At 70.9% G+C, this 23957-nt stretch carries 22 protein-coding genes; 16 read left to right on the plus strand and 6 right to left on the minus strand.

From position 1 onward, the window contains the following. Positions 1-181 precede the first annotated feature (181 nt). Positions 182-1534 carry a cytochrome P450 gene (locus PUT80_RS14450; protein ID WP_275292229.1) on the minus strand — a complete coding sequence of 451 codons (1353 nt, stop codon included), beginning with the start codon at positions 1532-1534 and terminating at the stop codon, positions 182-184. 295 nt (positions 1535-1829) lie between these two features. Here PUT80_RS14450 and PUT80_RS14455 point away from each other — a divergent pair, with 295 nt between their 5' ends. The 4 genes from PUT80_RS14455 (at position 1830) to PUT80_RS14470 (ending at position 4973) form a co-directional block, all read left to right on the plus strand. Further along, the gene (locus PUT80_RS14455; protein WP_051728945.1) at positions 1830-2231 is read left to right on the plus strand and encodes an STAS domain-containing protein; all 402 of its coding nucleotides are present in this window, start codon (positions 1830-1832) and stop codon (positions 2229-2231) included. Between the two features lie 148 nt (positions 2232-2379). Beyond that, on the plus strand, positions 2380-3420 hold the full coding sequence (locus PUT80_RS14460; protein ID WP_275292230.1) for a GAF and ANTAR domain-containing protein: 1041 nt from the start codon (positions 2380-2382) through the stop codon (positions 3418-3420). Positions 3421-3812: 392 nt separating this feature from the next. Next, positions 3813-3962 carry a hypothetical protein gene (locus PUT80_RS14465; RefSeq protein WP_200864586.1) on the plus strand — a complete coding sequence of 50 codons (150 nt, stop codon included), beginning with the start codon at positions 3813-3815 and terminating at the stop codon, positions 3960-3962. A 90-nt stretch (positions 3963-4052) separates the two neighbouring features. Further along, a complete protein-coding gene (locus PUT80_RS14470; RefSeq protein ID WP_275292231.1) occupies positions 4053-4973 on the plus strand; it encodes a universal stress protein in 921 nt (306 codons plus the stop codon). On the opposite strand, the gene PUT80_RS14475 is transcribed toward PUT80_RS14470, so the two are convergent. Together PUT80_RS14475 and PUT80_RS14480 are read right to left on the minus strand one after the other, a co-directional pair. After that, positions 4970-5572, minus strand: a complete 603-nt coding sequence (locus PUT80_RS14475; RefSeq protein ID WP_275292232.1) for an endonuclease — start codon at positions 5570-5572, stop codon at positions 4970-4972. The two genes, PUT80_RS14470 and PUT80_RS14475, sit on opposite strands and share 4 nt — an antisense overlap. A gap of 34 nt (positions 5573-5606) precedes the next feature. Next, positions 5607-6041, minus strand: coding sequence for an anti-sigma factor (locus tag PUT80_RS14480; protein WP_275292233.1), 435 nt, complete (start codon positions 6039-6041; stop codon positions 5607-5609). A 128-nt stretch (positions 6042-6169) separates the two neighbouring features. Between PUT80_RS14480 and PUT80_RS14485 the strand changes: the two genes are divergently transcribed. Next, on the plus strand, positions 6170-6643 hold the full coding sequence (locus tag PUT80_RS14485) for a hypothetical protein (protein WP_037812946.1): 474 nt from the start codon (positions 6170-6172) through the stop codon (positions 6641-6643). Between the two features lie 74 nt (positions 6644-6717). Here the strand turns inward: PUT80_RS14485 and PUT80_RS14490 are convergent, their stop codons facing one another. Continuing rightward, the gene (locus tag PUT80_RS14490) at positions 6718-9273 is read right to left on the minus strand and encodes a polynucleotide kinase-phosphatase (protein WP_275292234.1); all 2556 of its coding nucleotides are present in this window, start codon (positions 9271-9273) and stop codon (positions 6718-6720) included. Then, positions 9270-10679 (minus strand): 3' terminal RNA ribose 2'-O-methyltransferase Hen1, encoded by a 1410-nt coding sequence (locus PUT80_RS14495; protein WP_275292235.1) that lies wholly within the window; start codon positions 10677-10679, stop codon positions 9270-9272. The genes PUT80_RS14490 and PUT80_RS14495 overlap by 4 nt, the downstream gene beginning before the upstream one ends. A 287-nt stretch (positions 10680-10966) precedes the next feature. Between PUT80_RS14495 and PUT80_RS14500 the strand changes: the two genes are divergently transcribed. The 11 genes from PUT80_RS14500 (at position 10967) to PUT80_RS14550 (ending at position 23368) form a co-directional block, all read left to right on the plus strand. After that, positions 10967-11710 carry an IclR family transcriptional regulator gene (locus PUT80_RS14500; protein ID WP_037812938.1) on the plus strand — a complete coding sequence of 248 codons (744 nt, stop codon included), beginning with the start codon at positions 10967-10969 and terminating at the stop codon, positions 11708-11710. After that, positions 11707-12642 carry a formimidoylglutamase gene (hutG, locus tag PUT80_RS14505; RefSeq protein WP_275292236.1) on the plus strand — a complete coding sequence of 312 codons (936 nt, stop codon included), beginning with the start codon at positions 11707-11709 and terminating at the stop codon, positions 12640-12642. Before PUT80_RS14500 ends, hutG begins: the two co-directional genes overlap by 4 nt. Positions 12643-12644: 2 nt before the next feature. Next, positions 12645-14126, plus strand: coding sequence for an ABC transporter substrate-binding protein/permease (locus PUT80_RS14510; RefSeq protein WP_275292237.1), 1482 nt, complete (start codon positions 12645-12647; stop codon positions 14124-14126). Continuing rightward, positions 14126-14857 carry an amino acid ABC transporter ATP-binding protein gene (locus PUT80_RS14515; protein ID WP_134730131.1) on the plus strand — a complete coding sequence of 244 codons (732 nt, stop codon included), beginning with the start codon at positions 14126-14128 and terminating at the stop codon, positions 14855-14857. Before PUT80_RS14510 ends, PUT80_RS14515 begins: the two co-directional genes overlap by 1 nt. Before the next feature lie 158 nt (positions 14858-15015). Then, positions 15016-16440 carry an MFS transporter gene (locus tag PUT80_RS14520; protein ID WP_275292238.1) on the plus strand — a complete coding sequence of 475 codons (1425 nt, stop codon included), beginning with the start codon at positions 15016-15018 and terminating at the stop codon, positions 16438-16440. Then, positions 16437-17915, plus strand: coding sequence for an FGGY family carbohydrate kinase (locus PUT80_RS14525; RefSeq protein WP_037812935.1), 1479 nt, complete (start codon positions 16437-16439; stop codon positions 17913-17915). The genes PUT80_RS14520 and PUT80_RS14525 overlap by 4 nt, the downstream gene beginning before the upstream one ends. 46 nt (positions 17916-17961) lie before the next feature. After that, positions 17962-19647: a glycerol-3-phosphate dehydrogenase/oxidase gene (locus tag PUT80_RS14530; RefSeq protein WP_037812933.1), complete on the plus strand. Its 1686-nt coding sequence runs from the start codon at positions 17962-17964 to the stop codon at positions 19645-19647. After that, positions 19644-21206 (plus strand): FAD-binding oxidoreductase, encoded by a 1563-nt coding sequence (locus tag PUT80_RS14535; protein ID WP_275292239.1) that lies wholly within the window; start codon positions 19644-19646, stop codon positions 21204-21206. Before PUT80_RS14530 ends, PUT80_RS14535 begins: the two co-directional genes overlap by 4 nt. 208 nt (positions 21207-21414) lie before the next feature. Then, entirely contained in the window at positions 21415-22008 is a 594-nt protein-coding gene (locus tag PUT80_RS14540) for a glycerol-3-phosphate responsive antiterminator (RefSeq protein ID WP_134662227.1), read from the plus strand. Beyond that, on the plus strand, positions 22005-22289 hold the full coding sequence (locus PUT80_RS14545; protein ID WP_275292240.1) for a putative quinol monooxygenase: 285 nt from the start codon (positions 22005-22007) through the stop codon (positions 22287-22289). Before PUT80_RS14540 ends, PUT80_RS14545 begins: the two co-directional genes overlap by 4 nt. After that, positions 22289-23368, plus strand: a complete 1080-nt coding sequence (locus tag PUT80_RS14550; protein WP_275292325.1) for a zinc-binding dehydrogenase — start codon at positions 22289-22291, stop codon at positions 23366-23368. Before PUT80_RS14545 ends, PUT80_RS14550 begins: the two co-directional genes overlap by 1 nt. Before the next feature lie 18 nt (positions 23369-23386). Here PUT80_RS14550 and PUT80_RS14555 read toward each other — a convergent pair whose 3' ends face one another. Further along, complete coding sequence (locus PUT80_RS14555) at positions 23387-23950, minus strand: YbhB/YbcL family Raf kinase inhibitor-like protein (protein WP_275292241.1); 564 nt, start codon at positions 23948-23950, stop codon at positions 23387-23389. Positions 23951-23957 lie beyond the last annotated feature (7 nt).

The following is a 23957-nucleotide window of genomic DNA, read 5'->3' on the forward strand; positions in this document are numbered from 1 at the left end:
CGCCGACCCAGCCCACCACCGACCGGAGAACCCACAGTGGACACGCTGGTGCGACGCCAGCCACACCAACGCGCCCACCCAACAAACACCACCCGCACACCCACCACCAAGATCAGCAAAACCTCAACTCGGTGGATCCAGGCCAGATTCCCTCAAGGAGTCCTTCACGGACCTGCAGGGCTCAGGACAGCGCGAACCGGATGCCGAAGTGGTTGAGCGTCGCGGGGAGCCGTCCTGGCTGGAGGTCGGCGGCGGTGCCTCGCGGCGCGAAACCCGCTTGCTGCAACAGGGCGGCGAGCAGCGTTGACGCGGTGAAGAGCACGACGTCGCGGCCCGGGCACACGCCCGGCCCGGCGCTGAACGGCACGAGCGCGGGATTGGCTTTGGCGCGGCCGTCCAGCCAGATGTCCGGGACGAAGGAATCCGCGTACGGCAACGTTTCCGGGTCGCGGTGGAAGAACGGCGTGTAGATCAGGAACGACGTGCCCTCGGGGCCCCACGCGGTGTCCTCCGTGCTTTCGCGCAGCAGGGCGGGCGTCGTCGGCCAGAGCCGGATGGACTCCAGGACACAGGCGCGCAAGTACGGAAGCTGTTGCGGCTTCGAGAGATCCGCTTCGGCGACTTCCCGGCGGGCCTCGGCGAGCTCGTCGGGATGCGTTGCGAGCAAGGCAAGTGCGCGCAGGGTGGCGATCGCGGCGGCGTCGAAGGCGAACAGCCAGTGCGGCACCTGCCCGGTCGGATCGTCCTCCGCATCGGCCGGCTGGTTCGCCATCGCCGCGCCGAGGCTGCCCGGGCGGTCCAGGCCGAGCTGACGGTCGAGCAGAGACTGGAACTGGCGGCGCTGGTCCTCGCGGCGCGGGTGCGCGAAGGCCCAGTTGGCGTTGAGCCGCAGCTGGTCCAGCAGATCGGTGACGCGCCGGTCGGCCGTGGTGTCGCCGCCGAGCACGATCTTGCGGATGATCGTCCAGAAGTGCTCGGTGAACTGGGTCGCGTCGAGGTCCGGGAAGCCGGAAAGCATTTCGTGCGCTTCGGTGCGGATGGTCTCCGCCCAGGTGCCCGCGAGTTCGTGTGCGGCCCGGCCCGGTTCGAGGACGGTTTCGTTGAGCTTCCGCCGCCGCGCGCGGTTGGCGCCGCCGGAGATCAGGACGCCGTGCGGCTGGAAATGGCGCAGGGCCGCGTCTTTTTCGGTGGTGTCCGGACTGAACGGGCTCGGCGTGCCCGCCAGCAGCGAGCCGACGTGGTTCGCCTCGAGCACCAGGCGGAACGAGCGGCCCGGGACCGGCAGGTCGAGCGGGCCGGGTCCGTAGCGGGCGCGCAGGTCGTGCAGCAGGCGGATGCCCGAGCGGTCGACGTGCAGTTTCTGCGCCGCGGCCATCGCGCGGGGACGGCGTTTGATCAGTCTGATGCCGACGGTGGGGGCGACCACCCGCGCGAGGATGCGTCCGGTGTCGCGGGCCGACGCCCGCTGCGGGCGGATGTCGGCCGGGGGCAGTTCGGACAAGTCCGGGCTCGCGGTCGCGTGGATGGTCGCCATGCTGTTCGGGTACCCGGGCCGGTCCGGGCGAAACCTCGCGCTGCTGGAGTCCATTGTGGACGATCGGAACCGCCAGGTGCGGAACGGTTCCACGGGCGAGGGCGAGGCCCGGACCGTCCACAGTGCCGCCGGCGGGGCCGGGTTCGGGCTGGTCGCGGGCACTGCGCTGCGGTACGGTCGGTTCAGGAGCGGTTCAGCCCACGTGCCGTCGCCTGACCCAAGCGGCCCGTTCGATTCGGGCCCGGGGCCGGGCCGCACTGATTCGGCCCGGTCTCGCATCCGCGAGGAGGGCTCGATGCACGAAACGTTTGCTTGCCTGCCGGGCGCACCGGCGAGAATCGCGATCACCGCCACCGCCGGCGAAACCGTCGTCGCGGTGTCCGACGAACTGGACCGGCGCTCCACCGACCGGCTCCGCGACGTGCTGGCCGAGGAGACCGCGCTGGGCCCGCCGAAGGTGGTCGTCGACGTCTCCGGCCTCACGTTCTGTTCGGTCAGCGGCCTGGAAGTACTGGTCGAAGCCGCGCGGGAGGCGTCCCTGGCGGGCGTCGCGTTCGTCGTGGTCGCCGCACAGCACGCCGTCCTGCGGCCGCTGCGCGTTCTCGGGCTCGACCGGGAGCTGCGGGTGGTCGAACGCCTCTCCGACGCCCTCGCGCCGAGCGCTGCCCCGAGCACGCTGGCGGCTGACGTCCGTTAACCCCGTTCGCCCGGCCCGGCCCGCTCAGCGGGCCGGGCTCGAACTGTGCCCGTGAGCTGGGCGGAGCCGAGCGAGGACCCTGCCGCGCGCCCGAGATCCGAGTACCGTGGCAAGCGCTGGAGAACGTCCGGGCCGAAGGGAGGTAACCGTGGAGGGCGGAACGGTCGATTGCTCGGCCGTGGTGCGGCTGAGCGGCGACCCCACGGGGTTGCGCGGAGAGGTGGGCAAGGCGCTGGCCGCGGAGCCGCGGACGGTGGTTTTCGAGCTGAGCGAGCTGACCTCGTTCTCCCGCGAAGACCTCGCAGCGCTGCGCGAGACCGCCCAGCCGAGCGAAGCGGTCTTCGCCTGCCAGGAGGGCGGGGTGGCCCGCCAGGTGCTCGAGGAGGAGGGCGTCCTGTTCTCCGATTCGGCGTCCGAGGCGCTGGCGTACGACGACAAATCGCTGCGGCCGTCCGGCGAGCGGTTCCGGACTCTCACGGAGATGCTTCTGGCGGCGCGGAGCGTCGGCGATGTCCTGCAGCTGATCGTGGACGCGACGGCTTCGCTGGTGCCCGCCGCCGATCTGGTGTCGATCACGCTGCGCGCGCCGGACGGCAACTTCCACACCGCGGCCTACACCGATCCGGCGGCCGCCGACCTGGACCTGCTGCAGTACAAGCTCGAGGAAGGCCCGTGCCACGACGCGGCGGTGCCGGACCGCCCCGAGTTCCTGGAAGCCGCTGAACTGCGCCGGGACGCACAGTGGCCGCGGTGGTCCCCGGCGGTAGCCGAGCTGGGCTGGCGCGCGGTGCTGGCGACCGCACTGGCCGACGACGCCGTGGCGCGGTTCTCCGGCGCGCTCAACCTCTACTCGCGCACTCCCGGCGGCCTGACCGATGCCGACCGCGACGTCGTGCTGCTCCTGGCCAGCCACGCGACCCTCGCGGTGGCCGAAACGGACGCGGTGACCCGCAACGAGCTGAACCAGGCCCAGTTGCGGCGCGCGCTGGACAGCCGCGACGTGATCGGCCAGGCGAAAGGCATCATCATGGCGCGCCGGGGGCTCGACGCGCAGCAGGCGTTCGACCTGCTGCGCCGGACCTCGCAGCAGCTGAACGTGAAGCTGGTCCACCTGGCGGGCACGCTCGCCGCCCGGCACGAGGAATTGGACGGGCCGATCGCGGAGATGGGGGAGCCCGACCCGGTGTGACGGCCGGAGCGTCGCGGGCGCTGACCGGGCGATCGCGTGGCGGCGATGGGTTTTGCCCGTTGAGCAGCGGCTGGCTTCCGCCTCTCGGCGCGCGGAACGGCCTGGGCCGTGGAGCCGGGTGATCGGGAGTCGAGCACGGGTTTCGTTCGCTGAGCAGCGGTTGGGGCTTTCGGCCCACGTCGCGGGGAACGGGCCTGGTTGTTCGCGTGTCGGCCACGGCTCCTTGCCTGCTGAGCTCCGGCACGGTTTCCCCTGAGCAGCAGACGCACGATGCGGAGCGTGGGCTCGGTTTCCCCGCGCGGGCAGCGGGGCTGGCTGCCGGATCCGACGTGTCCGGAGCCGCTCCGCCGGGTAGCCGGGGACGGAGGATTCGACCGAGGAAGGAGCCCGTCATGGTGCACCCCGTGCCGCCTGGACCGGAGCCCGTCCCGTCGCCGCCGGAGCCGGTGCCGCCGTTCCCGCCGGAGCCCGCCCCGCCGCCGCGTCCCGGGCCGGGGCCGTTGCCGCCGCCGGAGCCGCCCGTCCCGCCGAAGCCGCGGTGACGGGGTAGCCAGCTCGGGGCGGGGCCCGATTGCCGGGCGAGGCGACCGGGTACCTCCCGGGAAAGCGCCGCACGGGAACGGAGGCCGGTGATGGACGAAGCGGACCGGGCCGAACCGGGAGTCGTGGTCGGGGACGACGGATCCGACGGCGCCCGCCTGGCCGTCGACTGGGCGGCCGCCGAGGCGGAGGCACTCGGGACCTGTCTCGTGCTCGTCCGGACGATGATGCTGCCGATGCCGAACGTGGACTTCGTGCCCGGCGTGATCACGCCGGTGGCGGGCGAGATCGTGGCCGATCAGTCCGTGGTGGACTACGCGGAGAAGGAGCTGGCCGAGGTCGCCGCCGAGATCGGCCGGAAACGGCCGGGGCTGCCGGTGCGCACGCGGGTGCGGTTCGGGCGGGCGAGCTGGGAACTGGCGGACATCGGACGGCAGGCGGAGCTGATCGTGGTCGGCGCGTCCGGGCGCGGCGGGCTGCCCCGGCTGCTGCTCGGGTCGACCGCCTCGCAGGTGGTGCACACGAGTGCGCGTCCGGTCGTCGTGGTCCGTCCGTCGGGGAAGAAGACCGGACGCGTGGTGGTCGGCGTGGACGGATCGCCGGCGAGCGTCGCGGCGGTGCGGTACGCGTACGACTTCGCCGACCGCCACGGTTGCGCCTTGCACGCGGTGCACGTGTGGTCGGAACCGCCGGAGGACGTCTTCGGCCCGGCCCGTTCCGGCGGCGAGGGGCAGCAGACCCCGGAGGACGAGGGCGAACGGCTGCTCGCGGAATCGCTCACCGGTCTCGGCGAGCGGCATCCGGACGTCGTGGTGCGGCGGGAGGTCGCGCTCGGCAGCGTGGCCGAGGTGCTGCTGGACCACGCGGAGTCGGCGACGCTGCTGGTGGTCGGCGGGCACGGTCGCGGTGCGTTGCGGGGTGCGTTCCTCGGTTCGGTGAGCCACGCGATGGCCTATCACGCACCGTGTCCGGTCGCGATTGTCCGGGAGGGCGTCGAGGAACACCCGGGCTAGCGCTGCAAGCTCCGCCGCACCAGCGCTGCCGCCAGCCGGGCCGAATCTTCGCCAGGCACCAGTTTCGCCAGACGTTTCGGATCGGTGGACAGACCGGCTTTCTTCGCGCCGGCCAAGGCTTTTCGGTCGAAGTACGGACGCAGCCACGGCCACACCGCCTGTGCCTCGCGGCAGAAGATCTGCGCGCCGGTCGGGCCGATCCGAGGGAACTCGGCGAGGAGCTTTTCCAGCTGTCGCGGGTCGCCGTCGGCGGCGTCGGCCATGCGGCGCAGGTCGTCGCGATACTGGTCGCGGATGAACTCGGTGCCTTCGCCGAGGTGGTGCGAAGTGCTTTCGTCGTAACGGACGTAGTGGGCGCGGCCGAGTGCGTCAACGCGTTGCTGCCACGTGGAATCGCGCATCGCGGCCGGGGACCGCCAGCCCGAACGGGAGAGTTCGCGTGCGGCGGCGACCGCGATGCCGGCGCTGATCCGCGTCGACAGCAGGGTGGCGAGGACCAGCAACCGGTACAGCGGCTGCGGTTTGTCGGCCAGCTTGATCCCGGCTTCCTCGGCGAACGTCGTGCCGTGTTCGGCGAGGAGTTCGTCCACTCGGCGCATGCGGGCCGGTTTCCCGTTCGGGCGGAAGCAAAACTCAGCGCTGGTCAGGGAACGGTTCCTTGGCGAACTCGACGCACAGCCGCCAGCCGTCCGTGCCGGGCGCGGGTTCGGTCCAGGCGTCGAGCGCGTCGGTCAGCGCGCGCAGGATGTGCCAGCCGACCTCGTCCGGTCCAGGCGGGAACGCCCACGACGACGTGGTGGCGACGGTGACTGTCATCCGGCCGGCGCAGCGGAACGCGCATTCGAGAACCGCGCCGTCGTCCGCCCGGCGCGCCTGCGCCGCGACCGCCTCGTCCACGGCCAGCCGGAGATCGGCCACCTCGTCGACGGTGAACTCCGCCGAGGCGGCGACGTCCTCGGCCACCAGCCGGGCCAGGAAGAGCAGTTCCCCGTGTGCCGGCAGACGCAGCTCGACCACGGGAGAAGCCGCGGTCAGCACGCCCGTTCCGTCCGTGTCGCGCTGAACCATGCGTTTCGGGTTACCCCGCCCCGCGCGCCGCCAATCATCCCCGTCCGGCGGCACCCGAACGGCCCGTTTCCGGCGCGGCACGGCGGGTAACCGGGGGATCGGAGCACGCAGGGAAAGGAGTACCCGGCATGAGCACCAACGCATACCTCTCGTTCCTCGCGATCGGGATCGCGCTGGTCCTGGTGGACGGCCAGATCATCTACCGCAGCGGCCGCCGTTACCTCGCGAACGCCTACGGGGACCCCGGAGCCGGCGCGTCGATGACCCGGCTGGTGACCGTGTTGTTCCACCTCGTGACCCTGGGCGTCCTGGCCCTGGTGTCGCTCGTCGACCTCGGCGGCAGCGACTTGCCGGGCGTGGTCGGCCGGGTGGGCGTGCTGTTGCTGATCCTGGCGTTGGCGCACGCGGCGACGCTGGGTGCGCTGGCGCGGATTCGCGGGGAGCAGGACGTGGCGGACGCGATCGCGCATCGGGACGAGCGGCGGGCGCGCCGGTCGGAGACGGACCTGCAGGCTCCGACGGTGACGCCGGTGCCGGGTCAGGAGGGCCGGCATCCGGATGTGAGCCCGTCGTTGGAGCAGCGGTCGCCGTATACGGCTTGAGTTCGAGTGCGCAGCGACCGGTGCGTTTCCGCGGAACACCGCGGGAACGCACCGGTCTCTCTGCGTCGCACTGTCTACAAGCGAGGGTCGACCGGCTCCGATTCCAAGGCCAGCACGGCGAAAACGCACTCGTGCACGCGCCACATCGGCTCGTCGCGGGCGAGGCGGTCCAAGGCTTCGAGGCCGAGGCCGTACTCCCGGAGCGCCAGTGATCGCTTGTGGCCGAGGCCTCGCTGCCGCAGCCGGGTCAGGTGCCGTTCCTCGGTGTAGTCGGGGCCGTAGATGATCCGCAGGTACTCCCGTCCGCGGACCTTCAGCCCCGGCTGCACCAGCCCGCGCGAGCCGCGGACCAGGTTGGCGGCCGGTTTGACCACCATGCCCTCGCCGCCGTTCGCGGTGAGTTCGGTCCACCAGTCGACGGCCGCCGCGACTGAGGCGGGGTCGGTGGTGTTGACCGGCAACCGTCCCGTCGGGGTCAGGAAACCGTCGCTGCTTTCGACGAGCCGGTCGGCCAGGGCGAGGTGCCAATCGTGCGGCCGCTTGTGGTGGGCCTGGCCCGCCGACGCCAGCACCTGGAACGGCGCGAAGCGCACGCCGTCGAGGCCGTCGGTCGGCCAGCAATAGCGTCGGTACGACTCGGCGAACGCGTCCGCGTTGGTGGCGCGGGAACGCGTGCGCTCCAACAAAGCGGACACGTCGAGGCCGGACGTCTCAGCGGCGGCCAGTGCGCTCACGGCAGCCGGGAGCGCCGAGCGGGCAGCAGCGCCGACCGCCGCGTACTGCTCGCGCAGCAACTGCTCGGCCTTCACGCTCCACGGCAGCAGTTCGCCGTCGAGCAGCAGCCAGTCCGAGCCGAGTTCGTCGAACAGACCGGCCTTCTCCGCGGCCGCGCGGATGCGGTCGACCGCTTCGGCCGTCAGCGTTTCGGGGAAGAAATGCCGTCCGGTTCGCGTCCACACCGCGCCGAGGGCGTCGCCGGGTGCGCCGAAGCGGGCGCGGGCCGCGTCGAGCGAGCGGCACACGAGGGCGACGGCGCGCGAACCCATGTGCTTTTCCTCGCACACCACGGAATCCACGCCTTCCGCGCGGAAATAGTCGAACGCCTGCGAAGGGTGTTCCAGCAGCCCGTCGGCCGTCGCGGTGGCGACCGGCGACATCGTCGGCGGCAGGTAGACCAGCCAGCGCGGGTCGATCGCGAACCGCGACATCACCTCCAAAGCCGCCGCGGCGTTCTCTTCGCGGACACCGACCCGCTTCTGGTAGGCAGTCTCGATCACGCGGCGGCCCAGGACGTCGGTGAGGTCGAGAACGCCCGGGTCGCGCCGTGCGACCGGCTCCGCGGCGGCCGGGTTGGCGGGGAACGGCTTGGCGGGCTCGTAATAAACCTCGGCCGCCGGGACGGAGACGATCTCCTTTTCCGGATACCGCAAGGCAGTGAGCGTTCCGCCGAACACGCAACCGGTGTCCAGGCACAGGGTGTTGTTCACCCATTCCGCGGAGGGCACCGGGGTGTGGCCGTAGACGACCATCGCGCGGCCGCGGTACTCGTTCGCCCACGGATAGCGCACGGGCAGGCCGAATTCGTCGGTCTCGCCGGTGCTCTGCCCGTACATGCAGAAGCTCCGCACCCGCCCGGACGCGCGGCCCTGGAAGCGTTCGGTGATCCCCGCGTGCGCGACGACCAGCTTGCCGCCGTCCAGGACGTAGTGGCTGATCAAGCCGTCCATGAATTCCTGTGCTTCGGCCCGGAATTCGGCCGTCTCCGCCGCGAGCTGCTCGATCGACTCCGCGAGCCCGTGCGTGACCTGCACGTTCCGGCCGCGCAGCGCACGCAGCAGCTTGTGCTCGTGGTTTCCGGTGACACAGAAGGCATTTCCGGCGCGGACCATGCCCATGACGAGCCGCAGCACGCCCGGCGTGTCCGGGCCGCGGTCGACGAGATCGCCGACGAACACCGCCCGCCGCTCCGGATGCCGCGCCCCGATCGCACGGCCCTCGTCGTCGCGCTCGACGGCATAGCCGAGTTCGCCGAGCAGCGCTTCAAGCTCTACGCGGCAGCCGTGGATGTCGCCGACGATGTCGAACGGCCCGGTCTCGTGCCGCAAGTCGTTGTACAGCGGGACGCGCGTGATCGTCGCCTCGGCGGTCTCCTCCGGCGTGCGCAAGACGTGCACTGTCCGGAAGCCTTCCTTCTGCAGACTCCGCAACCCGCGGCGCAGCTGATCTCGCTGCCGCCGGACCACGTGCGCGCCGAAGGTCCGGTCCGGGCGCTCGGCGTTGCGCGCGACGCACAGCGATTCCGGCGGGTCCAAGACGATCGCCACCGGCAGGACGTCGTGTTCCTTCGCCAGCGCGACCAGCGATTTGCGCGAGTCGGGCTGCACGTTGGTGGCGTCGATCACGGTCAGCCGTCCGGCGGCGAGCCGCTTGCCGGCGATGTAGTGCAGGACGTCGAAGGCGTCGTTGGTCGCCGACTGGTCGTTCTCGTCGTCGGACACCAGCCCGCGGCAGAAGTCCGACGAAATCACCTCGGTCGGCTTGAAATGCGTGCGGCCGAACGTCGATTTGCCGGACCCGCTCGCGCCGACGAGCACGACGAGGCACAAATCGGGGATTTCAAGCGTGCTCATGCCGCGTCTCCTTTCGTGAACAGAGCCAGTTGCGTCGCCGGACCGACCTCGGGGTCGTCGGAACCGACCGGCAGCATCCGCACGCCGTAGCCGTGACTGCTCGCGACCCGCTCCGCCCACACGCGGAACTCGGCGCGCGTCCACTCGAAACGGTGGTCGCGGTGGCGCAGCTTGCCCGCGGGCAGCGACTCGAAACGCACGTTGTACTCGCGGTTGGGCGTGGTCACGATGACCGCGCGCGGCGCGGCGAACTCGAACACCGTGCGCTCCAGCGCTTCGAGCCGCGGCGGGTCGACGTGCTCGACGACCTCCATCAGCACCGCCGCGTCGAGCCCGGCGAGCCGGTCGTCGCGGTAGGTGAGCGAGGACTGCAGCATTTCCAGCCTCGAACGCTCCATTTCGGACCTGCGCTCCAGCCGCAGCTTCCGCGCCGCGACCTGCAGCGCGCGAGCCGAGACGTCCGTGGCCACGATCCGCTCCACCGACTTCTCGGCCAGCAGGTCGCGCACCAGCGCGCCCTCGCCGCAGCCGAAGTCGCCGACCGAACGCGCTTGCAGAGACCGGAGGACGGCCATGATCGTGCCGCGCCGCTGCTCGGCCAACGGCACCGGACGGTCCGGCGCTTCGAGGATGGCGGGTGCAGCGAGCGCGTTGTCGATTTCCTCGGGCTCGGAATCGTCCACTTCGGCCAGCCGCGTCAACGCAGCGGTCGTCAATGCCCGGCGATGCGCGAGGTAGCGGCGGGTGATCAGCTCCTTCTCGGGATGCCCGGCGAGCCAGTCGCCGCCGGCGCGCAGAAGCTTGTCGATCTCCTCTTCGCTGACCCAGTAATGCTTCGCGTTGTCGAGGACCGGGAGCAGCACGTAGACGTGGTTGAGCGCGTCGGCCAGCCGGAACTCGCCGGTGAGCCGCAGGTCGACATAGCGTGAATCGCCCCACTGCGGGAACTGCGGATCCAGCGGAAGCACGGCGGCCTCGACCGTCCAGCCGAGCGGTTCGAACATCCGGCGCACCAGGTCGGCGCCGCCCGGACAGGCGGGCACCCGGATGTCGAGCGGGATCGCAGCGGCCGCCAGCTCCGGATGCGACTTGCACCGCCCGGCGAGCGCGGTGCGGAAAACTTCCTTGAGCGCCACGGAAAGCAGGCTCGACGCCGCGTAGGGACGGTCGTTGACGTACTGGCCGAGCGTGAACCCGTCGCCGGCACCGGTCTTGCCGCGCACCAGCGCCACGGGGTCGACCTCGAGCATGAGCGCGGCGGTGCACCGCTCGTCGGACGTCTCGGGGTAGAAGACGTGCGCTTGCCCGGCGGAAAGCTCGAACGACTGCACCCGGCCCGGGTGCTTGTGCAGCAGGTACCCCAGGTCGGACGCGGGCTGGTGGGTGGTGGTGACTGTCAGGAACACCAGGGGAGTATTCCGGATGGCATTCGCCCGTGTCGCGGGAGTTTCCGGCGCTTCGTTTCCGCTCGCCCGGACCGCGTCGCGGTGCTGATGGTCGTGAGGGGGCCCCTGAGGGAATCAGATTCCCTCAGGGGCCCCCTCACGAACGGCACCGAGGGCAGGCGGGCGGACAGTCCACGGAGCAGCGAGCACGGCTCCGCTCCGCACACAGCCAATCACCGGGAATAAACTTCCCATTAACTGGGAAAAGCGGCTAGGAACCCGCCCGTCCGCGACGTAGCGTGCCCGCCATGACAAGCGCGGATGCCAACCGGAGAGCCGGGACCAGGGCGGCGCGGATCCTGGCGGTGTTCGCCGAGCGGGAGAGCGCCACGGCGGAGGAGATCTCCGTCGGCACCGGGATCCCGTCCAGTGCCGTGTACCGCTACCTGACGACGTTCGTCGAGACCGGCCTCGTGCACCAGTCGCGCACCCGCGGCCGGTACTGCGCGGGCTCGCTCACCGTCCAGATGGCCGAGAACTACCGCCGCGAGGCGCTCGGCCAGGGCGGCGTCAAGCGGCGGCTCCGGCAGCTCGCCGCGGACACCGACGAGCTCGCCGCGTTCCTCATCGCGCGCGACAACGACGTGCTCTGCGTCGAAGCGGCCGAGGGGACCCGCGTCATCCGGTGCAGTTTCTCGCCAGGGCTGAGCAAGCCGCTCGTCTTCGGGGCGAGTGCGCAGGCGTTGCTGGCGCACCTGCCGGAGGACCGGGTCGCGGATTCGGCGAAGGCGCACGGGCTGAGCGGGGAGCAGGTTGCGAAGCTCGAAACGGAACTGCGCCGGGTCCGGGACCAGGGCTTCGCGGAGAGCGTAGGCCAGGTCGACCCGGGGGTGTGGGGCGTGAGCGTGCCGGTGCTGGACCGGCACCGCAAGCTCGTCGGCGCGGTGAGCACGATGGCCCCCGACTTTCGCGTGCGCCCTCGCCGCGATTCCCTCGTCACGCTCACCCACGCCGCCGCGCAGGACATCAGCCGATTGCAGGAGCACGTGTGAGCACCAGGAAGTGGACCGGACGCGAGGACGGCAGCGGTCCGGAACACCGCCGATGGCACCACGCCGTCAACGAATTCTCCAGCGGCCCCGGGGTTTCGCTGATCGGGTTCGCCAGCGACGCCGGGGTCCGGCGCAACGGCGGACGGCCGGGAGCACGAGGCGGACCGGAAGCGATCCGGCAGGCGCTGGCGTCGTTCGCGATCCGGCCGGAGTTCGTGCTCAGCGACGCGGGGGACGTCGTCGTCGAAGGCGACGAGCTGGAAGCGGGGCAGGAAAACCTCGGCGAGCTGGTCGCGAAGCAGCTCAGCGACGGAAACCTCCCGCTGGTGCTCGGCGGCGGCCACGAAACGGCGTACGGCTCCTACCTCGGCCTCGTCCGCAGCGGCCTGCTGGACGGCCGCCGCCTCGGCATCCTCAACCTCGACGCGCATTTCGACCTGCGGACGGCCGACCGGGCGTCCTCAGGCACCCCGTTCCGGCAGATCGCCGCCGCGGAAGCCGAACGCGGCGCGGAATTCGCCTACGCCGTGGTCGGAATCAGCGAACCCGGCAACACCGCCGCGTTGTTCGAGACGGCCGCCGGGCTGAACGTCCGCCACCTCCTGGACCTCGACTGCCAGGAACGCAGTCTGGAAAGAGTTCTCGACTTCGTCCGGGCCTTCGTCGCGGACGTCGACGCGCTGTATCTGTCGATCGATCTCGACGTCCTCCCCGCCGCGCAGGCGCCGGGCGTCAGCGCTCCCTCGACCCTCGGCGTACCCGCCGCGGTCGTCCTCGAGGTGTGCCGGCTGGTCGCGAGCGACCCGAAGCTCGCCCTCGCCGACCTCACCGAACTGAACCCCGTCTACGACGTCGACCACCGCACAGCCCGGATCGCGGCCCGCCTCGCGCACACGCTCGTGACGAGCCGTCCGGTCCCGGAAGGACAGTGACCATGCCCCCTCAGCGAATCTGGCCGCGGCTCGGCGCCGTGCTGCTGGCCTGCCTGCTCGCGTTCCTGCCCGTGAGCGCGGCGAGCGCGGCCGAGCCGCAGGGCGGGAAGCTCGCCGCGCTGCGGTCCGGGCAGACCGCGCTCCGGGTCGGCACCGACGCCACGTTCCCGCCGTTCGAGTTCACCGACGCGAAGGGCGGTCAGCTCGGCTTCGACATCGACCTGGTCCGGGCGCTCGCGCAGCGCGCGGGCATCAAGAAGGTCGACTTCGTCCAGATGCCGTTCGGGAACATCGTCCCGGCGCTGCAGGCGAACCAGATCGACGTCGGCGCGTCGGCGATCTACATCAGCCCCGCGCGGGAGAAGGCCGTCGACTTCTCGGACATCTATTATCCGGGCGGGCTCGCGGTTTTCGTGTCCGACAAGGACAACTCCGTCACCTCGCTCAAGGATCTCGCCGGCAAGCGGGTCGCGGTCCAGGTGGGCACGAAGTCGGTCGACTGGCTCACCCAGCACCAGCCCGCCGCGCAGCTGATCACGGCGCAGACCAACGAGCAGATGTTCTCGTCGGTGAAACTCGGCCAGGCCGACGCGGTCGTCACCGGGGCTCCCGCCGGGAAGTACTTCATCGCGCAGCAGGGCGGCCTCAAGCAGGTCGGCGACCGGCTGACCGAGGAGAACTACGGCTACGCCTTCCAGAAGGCCGACACCGAACTGCGGACCGCGTTCAACACGGCGCTCAAGCAGATGCGCGACGACGGCACTTACAAGCAGTCCACCGAAAAGTGGTTCGGCGCGGAAAGCACCGCTGCGAAGTCGGGCGGGCACTCGCTGTTCAACTTCTCCACCATCGTCGACTCCTCGGGACAGCTCTGGCAGGGCCTGCTGGTCAGCCTCCAAGTGATCCTGCTCGCGCTGGCGCTGAGCCTGCTGCTCGGCACGCTCGGCGGATTCGCCAAGCTCAGCAAGATCGCGCCGGTCCGGTGGATCGGCAACGTCTACGTGTCGGTGATCCGCGGGACGCCGTTCGTGGTGCAGCTGTTCTTCATCTACTTCGGACTGCCGCAGCTCGGCCTGCAGCTCCCGCCGATGACCGCGGGCATCATCTCGCTCGGGCTCTACAGCGGCTCGTACGTGACCGAAATCTTCCGCGGGGCCGTGCAGTCGATCGACCGCGGACAGCTGGAAGCGGCGCGGTCGTGCGGCATGTCGCAGGCCTCGGCGATGCGGCACGTGATCATCCCGCAGGCGTTTCTGCGGATGCTTCCGCCGCTGGGCAACGAATTCGTGTCGCTGACGAAGAACTCGGCGCTGGTGTCCTTCGTGACCATCCACGAGCTGTTCCTGGTCGGGCAGACCATCATCTCCCGCACCTTCGACGCGCTGACCGTGTACCTGTTCATCGGCCTGCTGTATTACCTGCTCACCAACCTGATCAGCGGCACCACGCGCACCCTCGAGAAGAAGATGGCGGTGTACATCTGATGGCACTGTTGGAAGTTCACGGCCTCGCCAAGTCCTACGGGGACGTCCAGGTGCTCGACGGGATCGACTTCGCGATCGAACCCGGTCAGGTCGTCGCGGTGATCGGGCCCAGCGGCGGCGGGAAGTCCACCTTCCTGCGCTGCCTCAACCTCCTGGAGACCCCGACGTCGGGCCGCGTCTCGTTCGACGGCGAGGAACTGACCGGGCGCGGCGTCGATCTCGACCGGCTGCGGTCCCGGATGGGCATGGTGTTCCAGCACTTCAACCTGTTCCCGAACATGACAGTGCTGCGCAATGTCGTGCTGCCACAGATGAACGTGCTCAAACGGTCCAAAGAGGAGGCCGAGGCGAAGGCGCGCGCCTTGCTGGAACGCGTCGGCATGCTCGACCGCGCCGGCGCGTACCCGAACCGGTTGTCCGGCGGGCAGAAACAGCGCGTCGCGATCGTCCGCGCGGCCGCGATGGACCCGAAGCTGATGCTCTTCGACGAACCGACCTCGGCGCTGGATCCCGAGGTGGTGCAGGACGTCCTCGACATCATGTCCGAGCTCGCCAAGGACGGCATGACGATGCTCGTGGTCACCCACGAGATGGGGTTCGCCCGCAAGGTCGCCGACCGCGTGGTCTTCGTCGACGGCGGGAAGATCGCCGCCGACCTGCCGCCTGCCGAGTTCTTCTCCGCGGGCAACGCGAATCCGCGCGCCCAGGCCTTCCTGGAAAAGGTGCTCTGACCGACGCGTGCTCGCGGGCCGCTTGACGCCCGCGAGCACGCCGCTTAATCTTGCGTTCTCAGACAGGCACAGACGAAGAGCCACTGTCAGCGGTCTTCGTCGTGTCTGTTTTTTGTATGCCGGGATCGCTGACAGCCAGCGCAGAAAGTTGGCGGTCCATGAGTTCACCCACGGTCGCAACGCCGCGATCGATCGCGAATGTTTCGCAGGTCACCGCGCTGATCAACACGTTGTCGAAGTTGCCGCGCAAGGCGAACCTGCTGTGGTACCTGGTCCTGGGCGGGCTGTTCCTCGACGCCTACTCGAACGCCGCGCTCGGCGCCGGCCTCGCTCCGATGACCAAGGAACTGGGGCTCAGCGCGGGCCAGGTCGGCCTGCTCACCGCGACCGCGCCCGCGGTCGCCATCCTGTTCAACCCGGCGGGCGGCTGGCTGGCCGCCCGGATCGGCCGGGTCAAACCGCTGATCGCGGCGAAAGCGATCGCCGGGCTCGGCGCGGTGCTCACCGCGACCGGCGGCAGTTTCGAGGCGGTCTGGGCCGGTCGCGCGCTGGTCGGCGTCGCCTACGGCATCGACTTCGCGGTCGCGATGGCCCTGCTCGCCGAGTACACCCCGGCGAAGCTGCGCGGACGGCTGAACCTGTGGCAGTCCGTCTGGTACGTCGCCACCACGGTGAACCTCGCCCTGACGCTGCTTTTCTACCAAGCCGGCGTTTCGGTGGAGATCTGGCGCTGGTCGGTCGGCTCGGCCGGGGTCTTCGCGCTCGCGCTGCTGGTGCTGCAGATCGCGTTCCTCACCGAAAGCCCGTCCTGGCTCGCGTCCAAGGGCCGCTTGGCCGAAGCGGCGCGCAGCCTCCGCCGGATTTACGGTTTCGACGTGGAGCCGGGAACGGCCAGCGGCGGCGACGTCGCGGCCGAGGAGCGCAAGATCGGGTTCCGGCACGCGGGCGTGCTGTTCCGGAAGCCGTACCTGCAGCGCACCTTCCTGTCCACGGCGATCTCGCTGACCCAGGCGATGCAGTACTTCGCGATCGGCTGGTACCTGCCGGTGATCAGCCTCGCGATCTTCGGCAACGAATTCGAGACGGCCACGCTCGGGTCGATGGTGTTCAACGTCGCCGGGATCGTCGGCGGCGCGCTGTCGGCGTGGTTCGGCCGGAAGATCGGGCTGCGGGTCAGCTCGGCGGTCGGCTACGCCTTCGCGTTCGCCATCCTGCTGGTGATGGGGCTGGGCTTCGGGAAGCTGCCGATCGCGATCGGGTTCCTGCTGCCGTTCCTGTTCATCTTCTTCCATTCCGCCGGCCCCGGCGCGAACGGCAAGTCGATCGCGGCGCTGTCCTACCGCAGCGACGTGCGCACCCTAGGCACCGGCGTGACCGGCATGCTCGGCAGCTTCGGCAGCGTCATCGGGCTGTACGTGTTCCCGCAGATCAAGGAGGCGATCGGCCTCGGCCCGACGATCGCGCTGCTCGCCGCGGTGCCCGCGCTCGGCCTGGTGTCCTGCCTGGTCGTGCGCTGGGACCCGACCCGCAGCGGCGTCGACCCGGACGACGAGGAGATCTCGCTGCCGGGGAGGACGGCGTGACGCGGCGCGGAATCCTGGCGGTCGACGAGGGTTCGACCGGCACGCGGGCAGCGGTGGTCGGCGAGGACGGGATGTCCGGCCCGTCGTTCTACACCGCCGTCGACGTCGTCCATCCGGAACCTTCGCGAGTGGAGCAGGACGCGGCGCAACTGCTGGAGCGCACCGTCGACGTCGCCCGTCAGGCGATCGCGTGGGCGGGGGAGAACGGCGTCGAGATCGTCGGGATGTCGGTGTGCACGCAGCGCGCCACCGCGATCCTGTGGGACCGCGAGACCGGGCGGCCGCTGGCTCCGGCCGTGGTATGGCAGGACACCCGGTACGCGGACGAGCTGGCGAAGCTCGCTCCGGAGTGGGATCCGGTGCTGTGGGAGCGGACCGGCCGCCCGGTCGGCACCCGCGCGCCGTTCCTCTGGGCGGCGCGGCAGCTCGACCAGCTCGACGTGCCCGCCGACCGCGTGCTGTTCGGTTCGGTCGACACGTGGCTCGTGTGGCATCTCAGCGGCCGCACCAGGTATGTCATGTCGGCGACCAACGCCGTCGCGTTCGGCGGGTACCGGCTGCGCGAGCACGCGTGGGACCGGGAATGGCTGGCCGCACTGGGTTTCCCGGCCGAGCTGGCCCCGCCGCCGGTCGACGACGACGGCGATTTCGGGCGCACCGACCCGGGTCTGCTCGGCATCGAGGTGCCGATCGCCGCGGTGATGGGCGACCAGCACGCCTCGCTGATCGCGCTCGGCGCGCTGACCCCGGGCCAGGGCACCTGCGTGCACGGCACCGGCACGTTCGTCGGCGCGCTGGCCGGGGACGAACCGCCGGACGGGCTCGGCCAGGTCGACGGCGTGCTGTGCCTCGTCGGCTGGCGCAGCGCGGGACACAGCCGGTTCAGCCTGGAGGCCTACACCTCCACCACCGGTTCCGCCTTGCGGTGGCTCACCGAGGATCTCGGGCTGTTCCGTTCCGCCGCCGAGATCAGCGAACTGGCGGCGGCCCAGCCGGGAAGCACCTCGACCTGGTTCGTGCCGACGCTGGCCGGGCTGCGCACGCCGGTGCAGCGGCCCGGTGCGCGCGGATTGCTGACCGGGCTGAGCCTGGCCACCACCCGCGACGTGGTGGCGCGGGCGGTGCTCGACGGGATCGCGCACGCGGTGAGCGACACCGTCGACGCGCTGCGGACGACGATGAACCGGCCGGTGACCCGCCTGCGTGCCGGCGGCGGATTGGCCGCCAGCGACGTCTTGTTGCAAAGCCAAGCCGATTTCGCCGGAGTCGAGATCGAGCGAGTGGCCGATTCGGCGACCGCCAGCCTTCGGGGCGCCGCGTATCTCGCGGGCGTCCGGCTCGGCGTGTGGCCGTCGTTGGCCGAAGCCGTTGCGAACCTGGGGAACGGCGAGGTCTTCGAGCCTCGGCTGCCCGAGGACGAACGGCGCGAACTGCGTGCCCGCTGGCAGAGCGTGCTCGCGGCTTCGCTGTCCTGACCGTCCTCTGTGGACGCTTTCAACTGTTGAGTGGAGAGACAAGCTCATGTTCACACTGCCGTCCCGACGGCCGAACGCCGTCGCCGCGAGGGCGACCCTGTCCGCGCCGTTGCGGCTGGACCGCCGCACCGCGCTGACCGACCTCGAAACCGGCACGTTCGACGTGCTGGTGATCGGCGGCGGCGTCACCGGCGCCTACACCGCGCTCGACGCCGCCTCCCGCGGCCTCAAAGTGGCGCTGGTGGAGCGCGACGACTTCGCGTCCGGAACCTCGTCGAAGTCGTCCAAAATGGTGCACGGCGGGCTGCGCTACATCGAGCAGGGCAACCTCGACCTGGTCCGGCATTCGCTGCTGGAACGGCAGCGGTTCCGCCGCAACGCCCCGCATCTGGTGCAGCGGCTGCCTTTCCTGTTCCCGATCCTGGCCAAGGACGGTGTTTTCGACGCGCGCATCGCCAAGGCGTTCGAGAGTCTCTTGTGGACCTACGACCTCGCGGGCGGCTGGCGGATCGGCAAGCTGCACCAGCGGTTGACCGTGGACGAGGTGCTCGCGCACGCGCCCACGTTGCGCGCGGAAAACCTCAAGGGCGGGCTGATGTATTACGACAGCCGCGCTGACGACGCACGGCTGACGCTGGCGATCGTCCGCAGTGCCGCCCGGCTCGGCGCGGTGGTGGTCAACGGCGCCGAGGTGACCGGATTGCGCACCGCGGGCGGGCGGGTCACCGGCGCGACCGTGCAGGCTGACGGCGAGCAGATCGACATCCGGGCGCGCGTCGTGGTCAACGCGACCGGCGTGTGGGCGGACCGGGTCGAGGGCATGGCCGACAGCGGGCACCAGCCGCAGGTCCGTCCGGCCAAGGGCGTGCACATCGTGCTGCCGTGGTCGAAGATCCGCAACGACTGCACGGTCACCGTGCCGATCCCGGGCCGCGCGCGGCGGGCCACCTGCACGCGCTGGGGCGACGTCGTCGTGGTCGGTACGACTGACACCGACTACACCGGCTCGACCGACGACGTGCACTGCACCCGCGAGGAAATGGACTTCCTCCTCGAAGGCGCCCAGATCGCCTTCGACACCAAGCTCGACGCCAGCGACGTGCTGGGCAGCTACGCGGGCCTGCGTCCGCTCGTCGGCGGCAAGGAGGGCGCGACGCTGGACATGCGCCGCGACCACCACATCACCGTGTCCGCGGGGATGGTCACGGTGACCGGCGGCAAGCTCACCACGAGCAGGCACATGGGCGAGCTGGTCGTGGACAAGGCGCTCGGGCTGCTGGGCCGGAAAGCCAAGTGCCGCACCAAGAATCTGCCGCTGATCGGCGGTGCCGGATACGACGCGGAGGCGACGGCCGCGACAGGTGGCGTCGCCGCGCACCTCGGCGGCCGGTACGGCACCGAGGCGCGGTTCGTGAGCGCGCTGGTCGACGAGAACCCGGCGCTGGGGGAGCCGCTCATCGAGGGGCAGCCGTTCCTCAAGGCGGAGGTCGTGTTCGCGGCGCGCTCGGAGATGGCGCGCTCCGTGGACGACGTGCTGTCGCGGCGGACCCGGCTGCGGCTGTTCGCGCGGGACGCGTCGGTCGAGGCCGCTCCGCTTGTCGGCGAACTGCTCGGTGCGGAACTCGGCCTGAGCCCGGAAACCGTTGCGGCGCAAGTGGAGCAGTACCGGGCGGACGTCGCCCGGGAGAAGTCGATCCTGTTCGGAGACAACCTGTTGGGAGCCAACGCATGATCAGCCGTCAGACCGTCACGCACCCGTTCAACCGGGGCAATTACGTGGTCGGCGCGCCGACGCCGCCGCGCTGGGGCGGACGCACCGAACCTGGCAAGGGCGACGCGTCGCTGCAGACCGCCGCGGTGGCCGTGCCCGCCGCGCTGACCGAGGCGCTGCGCGAGCTGGCGGACGCGGTGCACACCGAACGCGACGAGGTCGTGCTGCGCACCCGCGACTGGTGGGCGGGCTCGATGATCGGCGAGACCGCGGGCGCCCCGGCGACCCCGGACGCGGTGATCGCCGAGGTGAGCACCGTGGAGCAGATCCAGGCCGCGGTGCGGCTGTGCGCCGAGCACCGGGTGCCGCTGACCGTGTCGGCGGGCCGCAGCAATGTCACCGGGGCCGCGCTGCCGGTGTACGGCGGGGTCGTGCTGGATGTGTGCGGTCTCGACAAGATCGTGTCGTTCGACGCCGAATCGCAGATCGTCGAAGTGCAGGCGGGCATGTTCGGCGACCTGTTCGAGAAGGAACTGCAGGAGACGCACGGCGCGACCACCGGGCACTGGCCGTCCGCGTTCGCGATCTCCACCGTCGGCGGCTGGGTGGCCTGCCGCGGCGCGGGCCAGCTGTCCACCCGGTACGGGAAAATCGAGGACATGGTCGTCGGCCTCGACGTCGTCCTCGCCGACGGCTCCCTGGCCCGCTTCGGCGACTACCCGCGCGCCGCGACCGGCCCCGACCTGCGGCAGCTGTTCGTCGGCTCGGAAGGCACCCTCGGCGTGATCACCGCGGTGCGGCTGCGCACGCACCCGCTGCCGACGTACTCGAAGGCCATCGCGTACGGCTTCGAGACCTTCGCCGCCGGGCTCGACGCCTGCCGCCGGATCATGCAGCGCGGCGCCACCCCGGCCGCGATGCGGCTGTACGACAAGCACGAGAGCGGCACGCACTTCGGGCAGCCGGACACCAACCTGCTGCTCATCGCCGACGAGGGCGACCCGGTGCTGGTCGACGCGATGATCCAGGTGAGCGCCGAGGAATGCGCCGCGACGGGGTCCGAATTGGACGGTCAGCCGGTGTTCGACCGCTGGCTGGACGAGCGGATGCTGGTCGGCAAGTCCGCCGACGGGTTCACCCAGGGTCCGGGCTTCGTCGCCGACACCCTCGAGATGGCCGGTGCGTGGTCCGCGCTCCCGGCGATCTACGACGAGGTGGTGGCCGCGATCCAGGCGGTGCCGGGGACTTTGGCGGCGTCGGCGCACCAGTCGCACGCTTACACCGACGGGGCCTGCCTGTACTTCTCGCTGCGCGGCGACGTGGAGCCGGAGAAGCGGCGGCACTGGTACCGGTCGGCGTGGGATGCCGCGAACGCGGTGCTGGTACGGCACGGGGCGGCGCTGAGCCACCACCACGGGTCGGGGCTGCTGCGCGGGCCGTACCTGGAGGATGCGCTCGGCAGCGGGTTCGGGACGTTCGTCGAGGTGAAGCGGGCGCTGGACCCGGCCGGGCTGCTGAACCCGGGGAAGCTCGGCCTGCCCACCGACCTCGGCCCGAACCCACTGGACTCGGCCAGCTGACCCGGGCTTGAGGTCCGTGAAGGACTCCTTGCGGGAATCAGATTCCCTCAAGGAGTCCTTCACGGACAGTGGCGGGGCGCGAGTCCAGCGGGTCCCGCGAGCTGACCGCCGCGGCTGACGGGGCTGTGCCGGTCCGTGAGGGAACCCTCACGGACCTTCGAGGCGGCGGGGACGGGGGAGCGGCAGCGGGCATGAAACGGTGGAGGCCATGAACGAGAAGATCACGGCGGCGTTCGAGGACGTCCCGGTGTGCGCGTCGGTCGTCGGCGTCGCGAAGGTGCCGGATTTCGTGGCCGCGGCGTCCCGGGTCGGGATCCTGGCGTCGGTTCCGGTCGGGCAGCTGCCGAAGATCGTGGCGGCGCTCGCCGGGCGGGACAAGCTCGTGTTCGTCAACATCGATTCGTGCCCCGGGCTCGCCACCGACCGCGCGGGCGTGGACTTCCTCCAGGAGATCGGGGCGGCCGGGGTGGTCAGCACGCGGGTCGCGCCGATCGAACGGGCCCGGGCGCTGTCGATGCTGACCATGCACAAGGTGTTCGTCACCGACCGCTCGAACCTGAACCGGAGCCTGGAGGCGGTCAAGCGCAGCGGGCCGGATCTGGTGGAGCTGATGCCCGCCCCGATCATCCCGTGGATGTCCGAGTCCGCGAGGGAAGTCATGTCGCCGTTCGTCGCGGCCGGTTTCGTCACCGACCGCGACGGGGTGGCGCATTCGTTGGCGATGGGCGCGGCGGCTGCCGCGTCCTCCGATCCGGGGCTGTGGTCGCTGACCCGGTCCCGGCTGCGTACAGGAGAAGAATGAGTTTCGTAGTGGTGGCCCGGTATGTAACCGCGGAGCGGGACCGGGTCGTCGAACTGCTCGGCCCGATGGCGGAAGCGTCGCGGCGCGAGCCCGGGTGCCTGCGGTACACCGTCCACACGGGAATCGAGGACGGCGTCGTGGTGATCGTCGAGGAATACGACGGCGAGGCGGACTTCACCGCGCACTGCGCGTCGGAGCACTTCACCCGGATCGTGCTCGGCGAGGTCGTGCCGCTGCTGTCCGACCGGCAGGTCACCCGCTGCGTCCCGGTCGGCGCGTGATGGAGGTCCGCGGCGCGGTCCTGCGCGAGGTCGGGAAACCGCTGGAGATCGAGACGCTGACGCTGGCCCCGCCCGGTCCCGGCGAACTGCTGGTGCGGGTGCGCGCGGCCGGGCTGTGCCATTCGGACCTGTCGGTGATCGACGGGTCGAGGCCGCGTCCGGTGCCGATGGTGCTCGGCCACGAGGCCGCCGGCGAGGTCGTCGAAGCCGGTCCGGGCAGCGACTTCCGGCCCGGCGAACACGTAGTCCTGACGTTCGTGCCCTCCTGCGGCGACTGCGCCCCGTGCACGGCCGGCCGCCCCGCGCTGTGCGGTCCCGCCGCGGCGGCCAACCGCGAGGGCACACTGCTGGGCGGCGACGTCCGGTGGTCGTCGCCGGCCGGGAACCCGTTGCACCACCTCGGGGTTTCGGCGTTCGCCTCGCACGTGGTCGTGTCCGACCGGTCGGCGGTGCGGATCGACGAAGCACTGCCGTTCGACATCGCGGCATTGTTCGGCTGCGCGGTGCTGACCGGCGCCGGAGCGGTGTTCAACGCGGCGGACGTGCGTCCCGGCGACAGCGTGGCCGTGTTCGGTCTCGGCGGGGTCGGCCTCTCCGCGCTGCTCGCCGCGAAGGCAGCCGGTGCCAGCACGCTGCTCGCGATCGATCCGGTCGCGAGCAAGCGGGAATTGGCGCGTTCGCTGGGTGCCACGGTGCTGAGTGACGTCGCGGAGATCCGCGAGCGGACCGATGGCGGGGTGGATTACGCCGTCGACACCACCGGCGTGGTCGCCGCGCTGAGCCAGGCTTACGACGCGACCCGGCCCGGCGGGACGACCGTCACCGTGGGCCTGCCGGACCCGTCCGCCGGACTGACCCTGCCCGCGCAAAGCCTGGTAGCCGAGGAGAAAACCCTGCGGGGGAGCTACCTCGGTTCGTGCGTGCCGCGGCGGGATGTGCCCCGGTTCATCGCGCTGTACCAGGCGGGGTTGCTGCCGGTGGAGGCGTTGCTGACGCATTCGATCGCGCTGGACGAGATCAACGCCGGTTTCGCCCGGCTGCGGGACGGGGGCGCGGTCCGTCAGGTGATCACCTTCTGAACCGCGCCCCCTGTGCCGCTACGAGTTGCCGCGCAGCGAAGCCGTCGCGATGGTCGCCGCGTCGATCGCGGTCTCGGCGGCCTGGGTGGACGAGTTGGCGTCGAGTTCGGTGAGCGATTCCTTGTTCAACGCGTGCACGGCCCACTCGTAGGTGTGGTTCGTCGTGCACGGCCCCTGGTATCCGAAGAAGTTCGCGCTGCCGCGGTAGTAGGCCTGCCGTGACCCGGCAGGAACCGAGGGCTGGTACGCGTGGTCGACGTTCTGCGGCAGTCCGGCGGCGGTCGCCGGGATGTCGTAGATGACCCAGTGGATGATGCCGTTGTCGAGGTCGTGCATGACGATCGCGTAGCTCTTCGCCTGCTCCGGCGCCCCGGACCAGGCCAGCGGCGGCGACTCGTCCTTCTTCTCGGGGTCGCCGTCGCCGCTGCTGGCGCAGTCGTGGACCTTGGGGATCATCCCGCCGTCGGCGAAGGCGGTGCTGGAGAGCGCGAAAGCGGCGCGCCCCGGACTCGCCGACGCGGCGGCGGGGCTCGCGGCGCAGAGGACGAGCAGGGCGAAGAGAGCGATTCTGGTGCGTCTCACTGGAAGC

The organism is Amycolatopsis sp. La24 (genome assembly GCF_029087445.1).
Lineage (GTDB): Bacteria > Actinomycetota > Actinomycetes > Mycobacteriales > Pseudonocardiaceae > Amycolatopsis > Amycolatopsis nivea.

Coding starts and splice junctions, on each gene's coding strand:
- PUT80_RS14450 (WP_275292229.1), bottom strand. CDS start 1,534: ATGGCGACCATCCACGCGACCGCGAGCCCGGACTTGTCCGAACTGCCC.
- PUT80_RS14455 (WP_051728945.1), top strand. CDS start 1,830: ATGCACGAAACGTTTGCTTGCCTGCCGGGCGCACCGGCGAGAATCGCG.
- PUT80_RS14465 (WP_200864586.1), top strand. CDS start 3,813: ATGGTGCACCCCGTGCCGCCTGGACCGGAGCCCGTCCCGTCGCCGCCG.
- PUT80_RS14470 (WP_275292231.1), top strand. CDS start 4,053: ATGGACGAAGCGGACCGGGCCGAACCGGGAGTCGTGGTCGGGGACGAC.
- PUT80_RS14475 (WP_275292232.1), bottom strand. CDS start 5,572: ATGCGCCGAGTGGACGAACTCCTCGCCGAACACGGCACGACGTTCGCC.
- PUT80_RS14480 (WP_275292233.1), bottom strand. CDS start 6,041: ATGGTTCAGCGCGACACGGACGGAACGGGCGTGCTGACCGCGGCTTCT.
- PUT80_RS14485 (WP_037812946.1), top strand. CDS start 6,170: ATGAGCACCAACGCATACCTCTCGTTCCTCGCGATCGGGATCGCGCTG.
- PUT80_RS14490 (WP_275292234.1), bottom strand. CDS start 9,273: ATGAGCACGCTTGAAATCCCCGATTTGTGCCTCGTCGTGCTCGTCGGC.
- PUT80_RS14500 (WP_037812938.1), top strand. CDS start 10,967: ATGACAAGCGCGGATGCCAACCGGAGAGCCGGGACCAGGGCGGCGCGG.
- PUT80_RS14510 (WP_275292237.1), top strand. CDS start 12,645: ATGCCCCCTCAGCGAATCTGGCCGCGGCTCGGCGCCGTGCTGCTGGCC.
- PUT80_RS14515 (WP_134730131.1), top strand. CDS start 14,126: ATGGCACTGTTGGAAGTTCACGGCCTCGCCAAGTCCTACGGGGACGTC.
- PUT80_RS14520 (WP_275292238.1), top strand. CDS start 15,016: ATGAGTTCACCCACGGTCGCAACGCCGCGATCGATCGCGAATGTTTCG.
- PUT80_RS14530 (WP_037812933.1), top strand. CDS start 17,962: ATGTTCACACTGCCGTCCCGACGGCCGAACGCCGTCGCCGCGAGGGCG.
- PUT80_RS14535 (WP_275292239.1), top strand. CDS start 19,644: ATGATCAGCCGTCAGACCGTCACGCACCCGTTCAACCGGGGCAATTAC.
- PUT80_RS14540 (WP_134662227.1), top strand. CDS start 21,415: ATGAACGAGAAGATCACGGCGGCGTTCGAGGACGTCCCGGTGTGCGCG.
- PUT80_RS14545 (WP_275292240.1), top strand. CDS start 22,005: ATGAGTTTCGTAGTGGTGGCCCGGTATGTAACCGCGGAGCGGGACCGG.
- PUT80_RS14550 (WP_275292325.1), top strand. CDS start 22,289: ATGGAGGTCCGCGGCGCGGTCCTGCGCGAGGTCGGGAAACCGCTGGAG.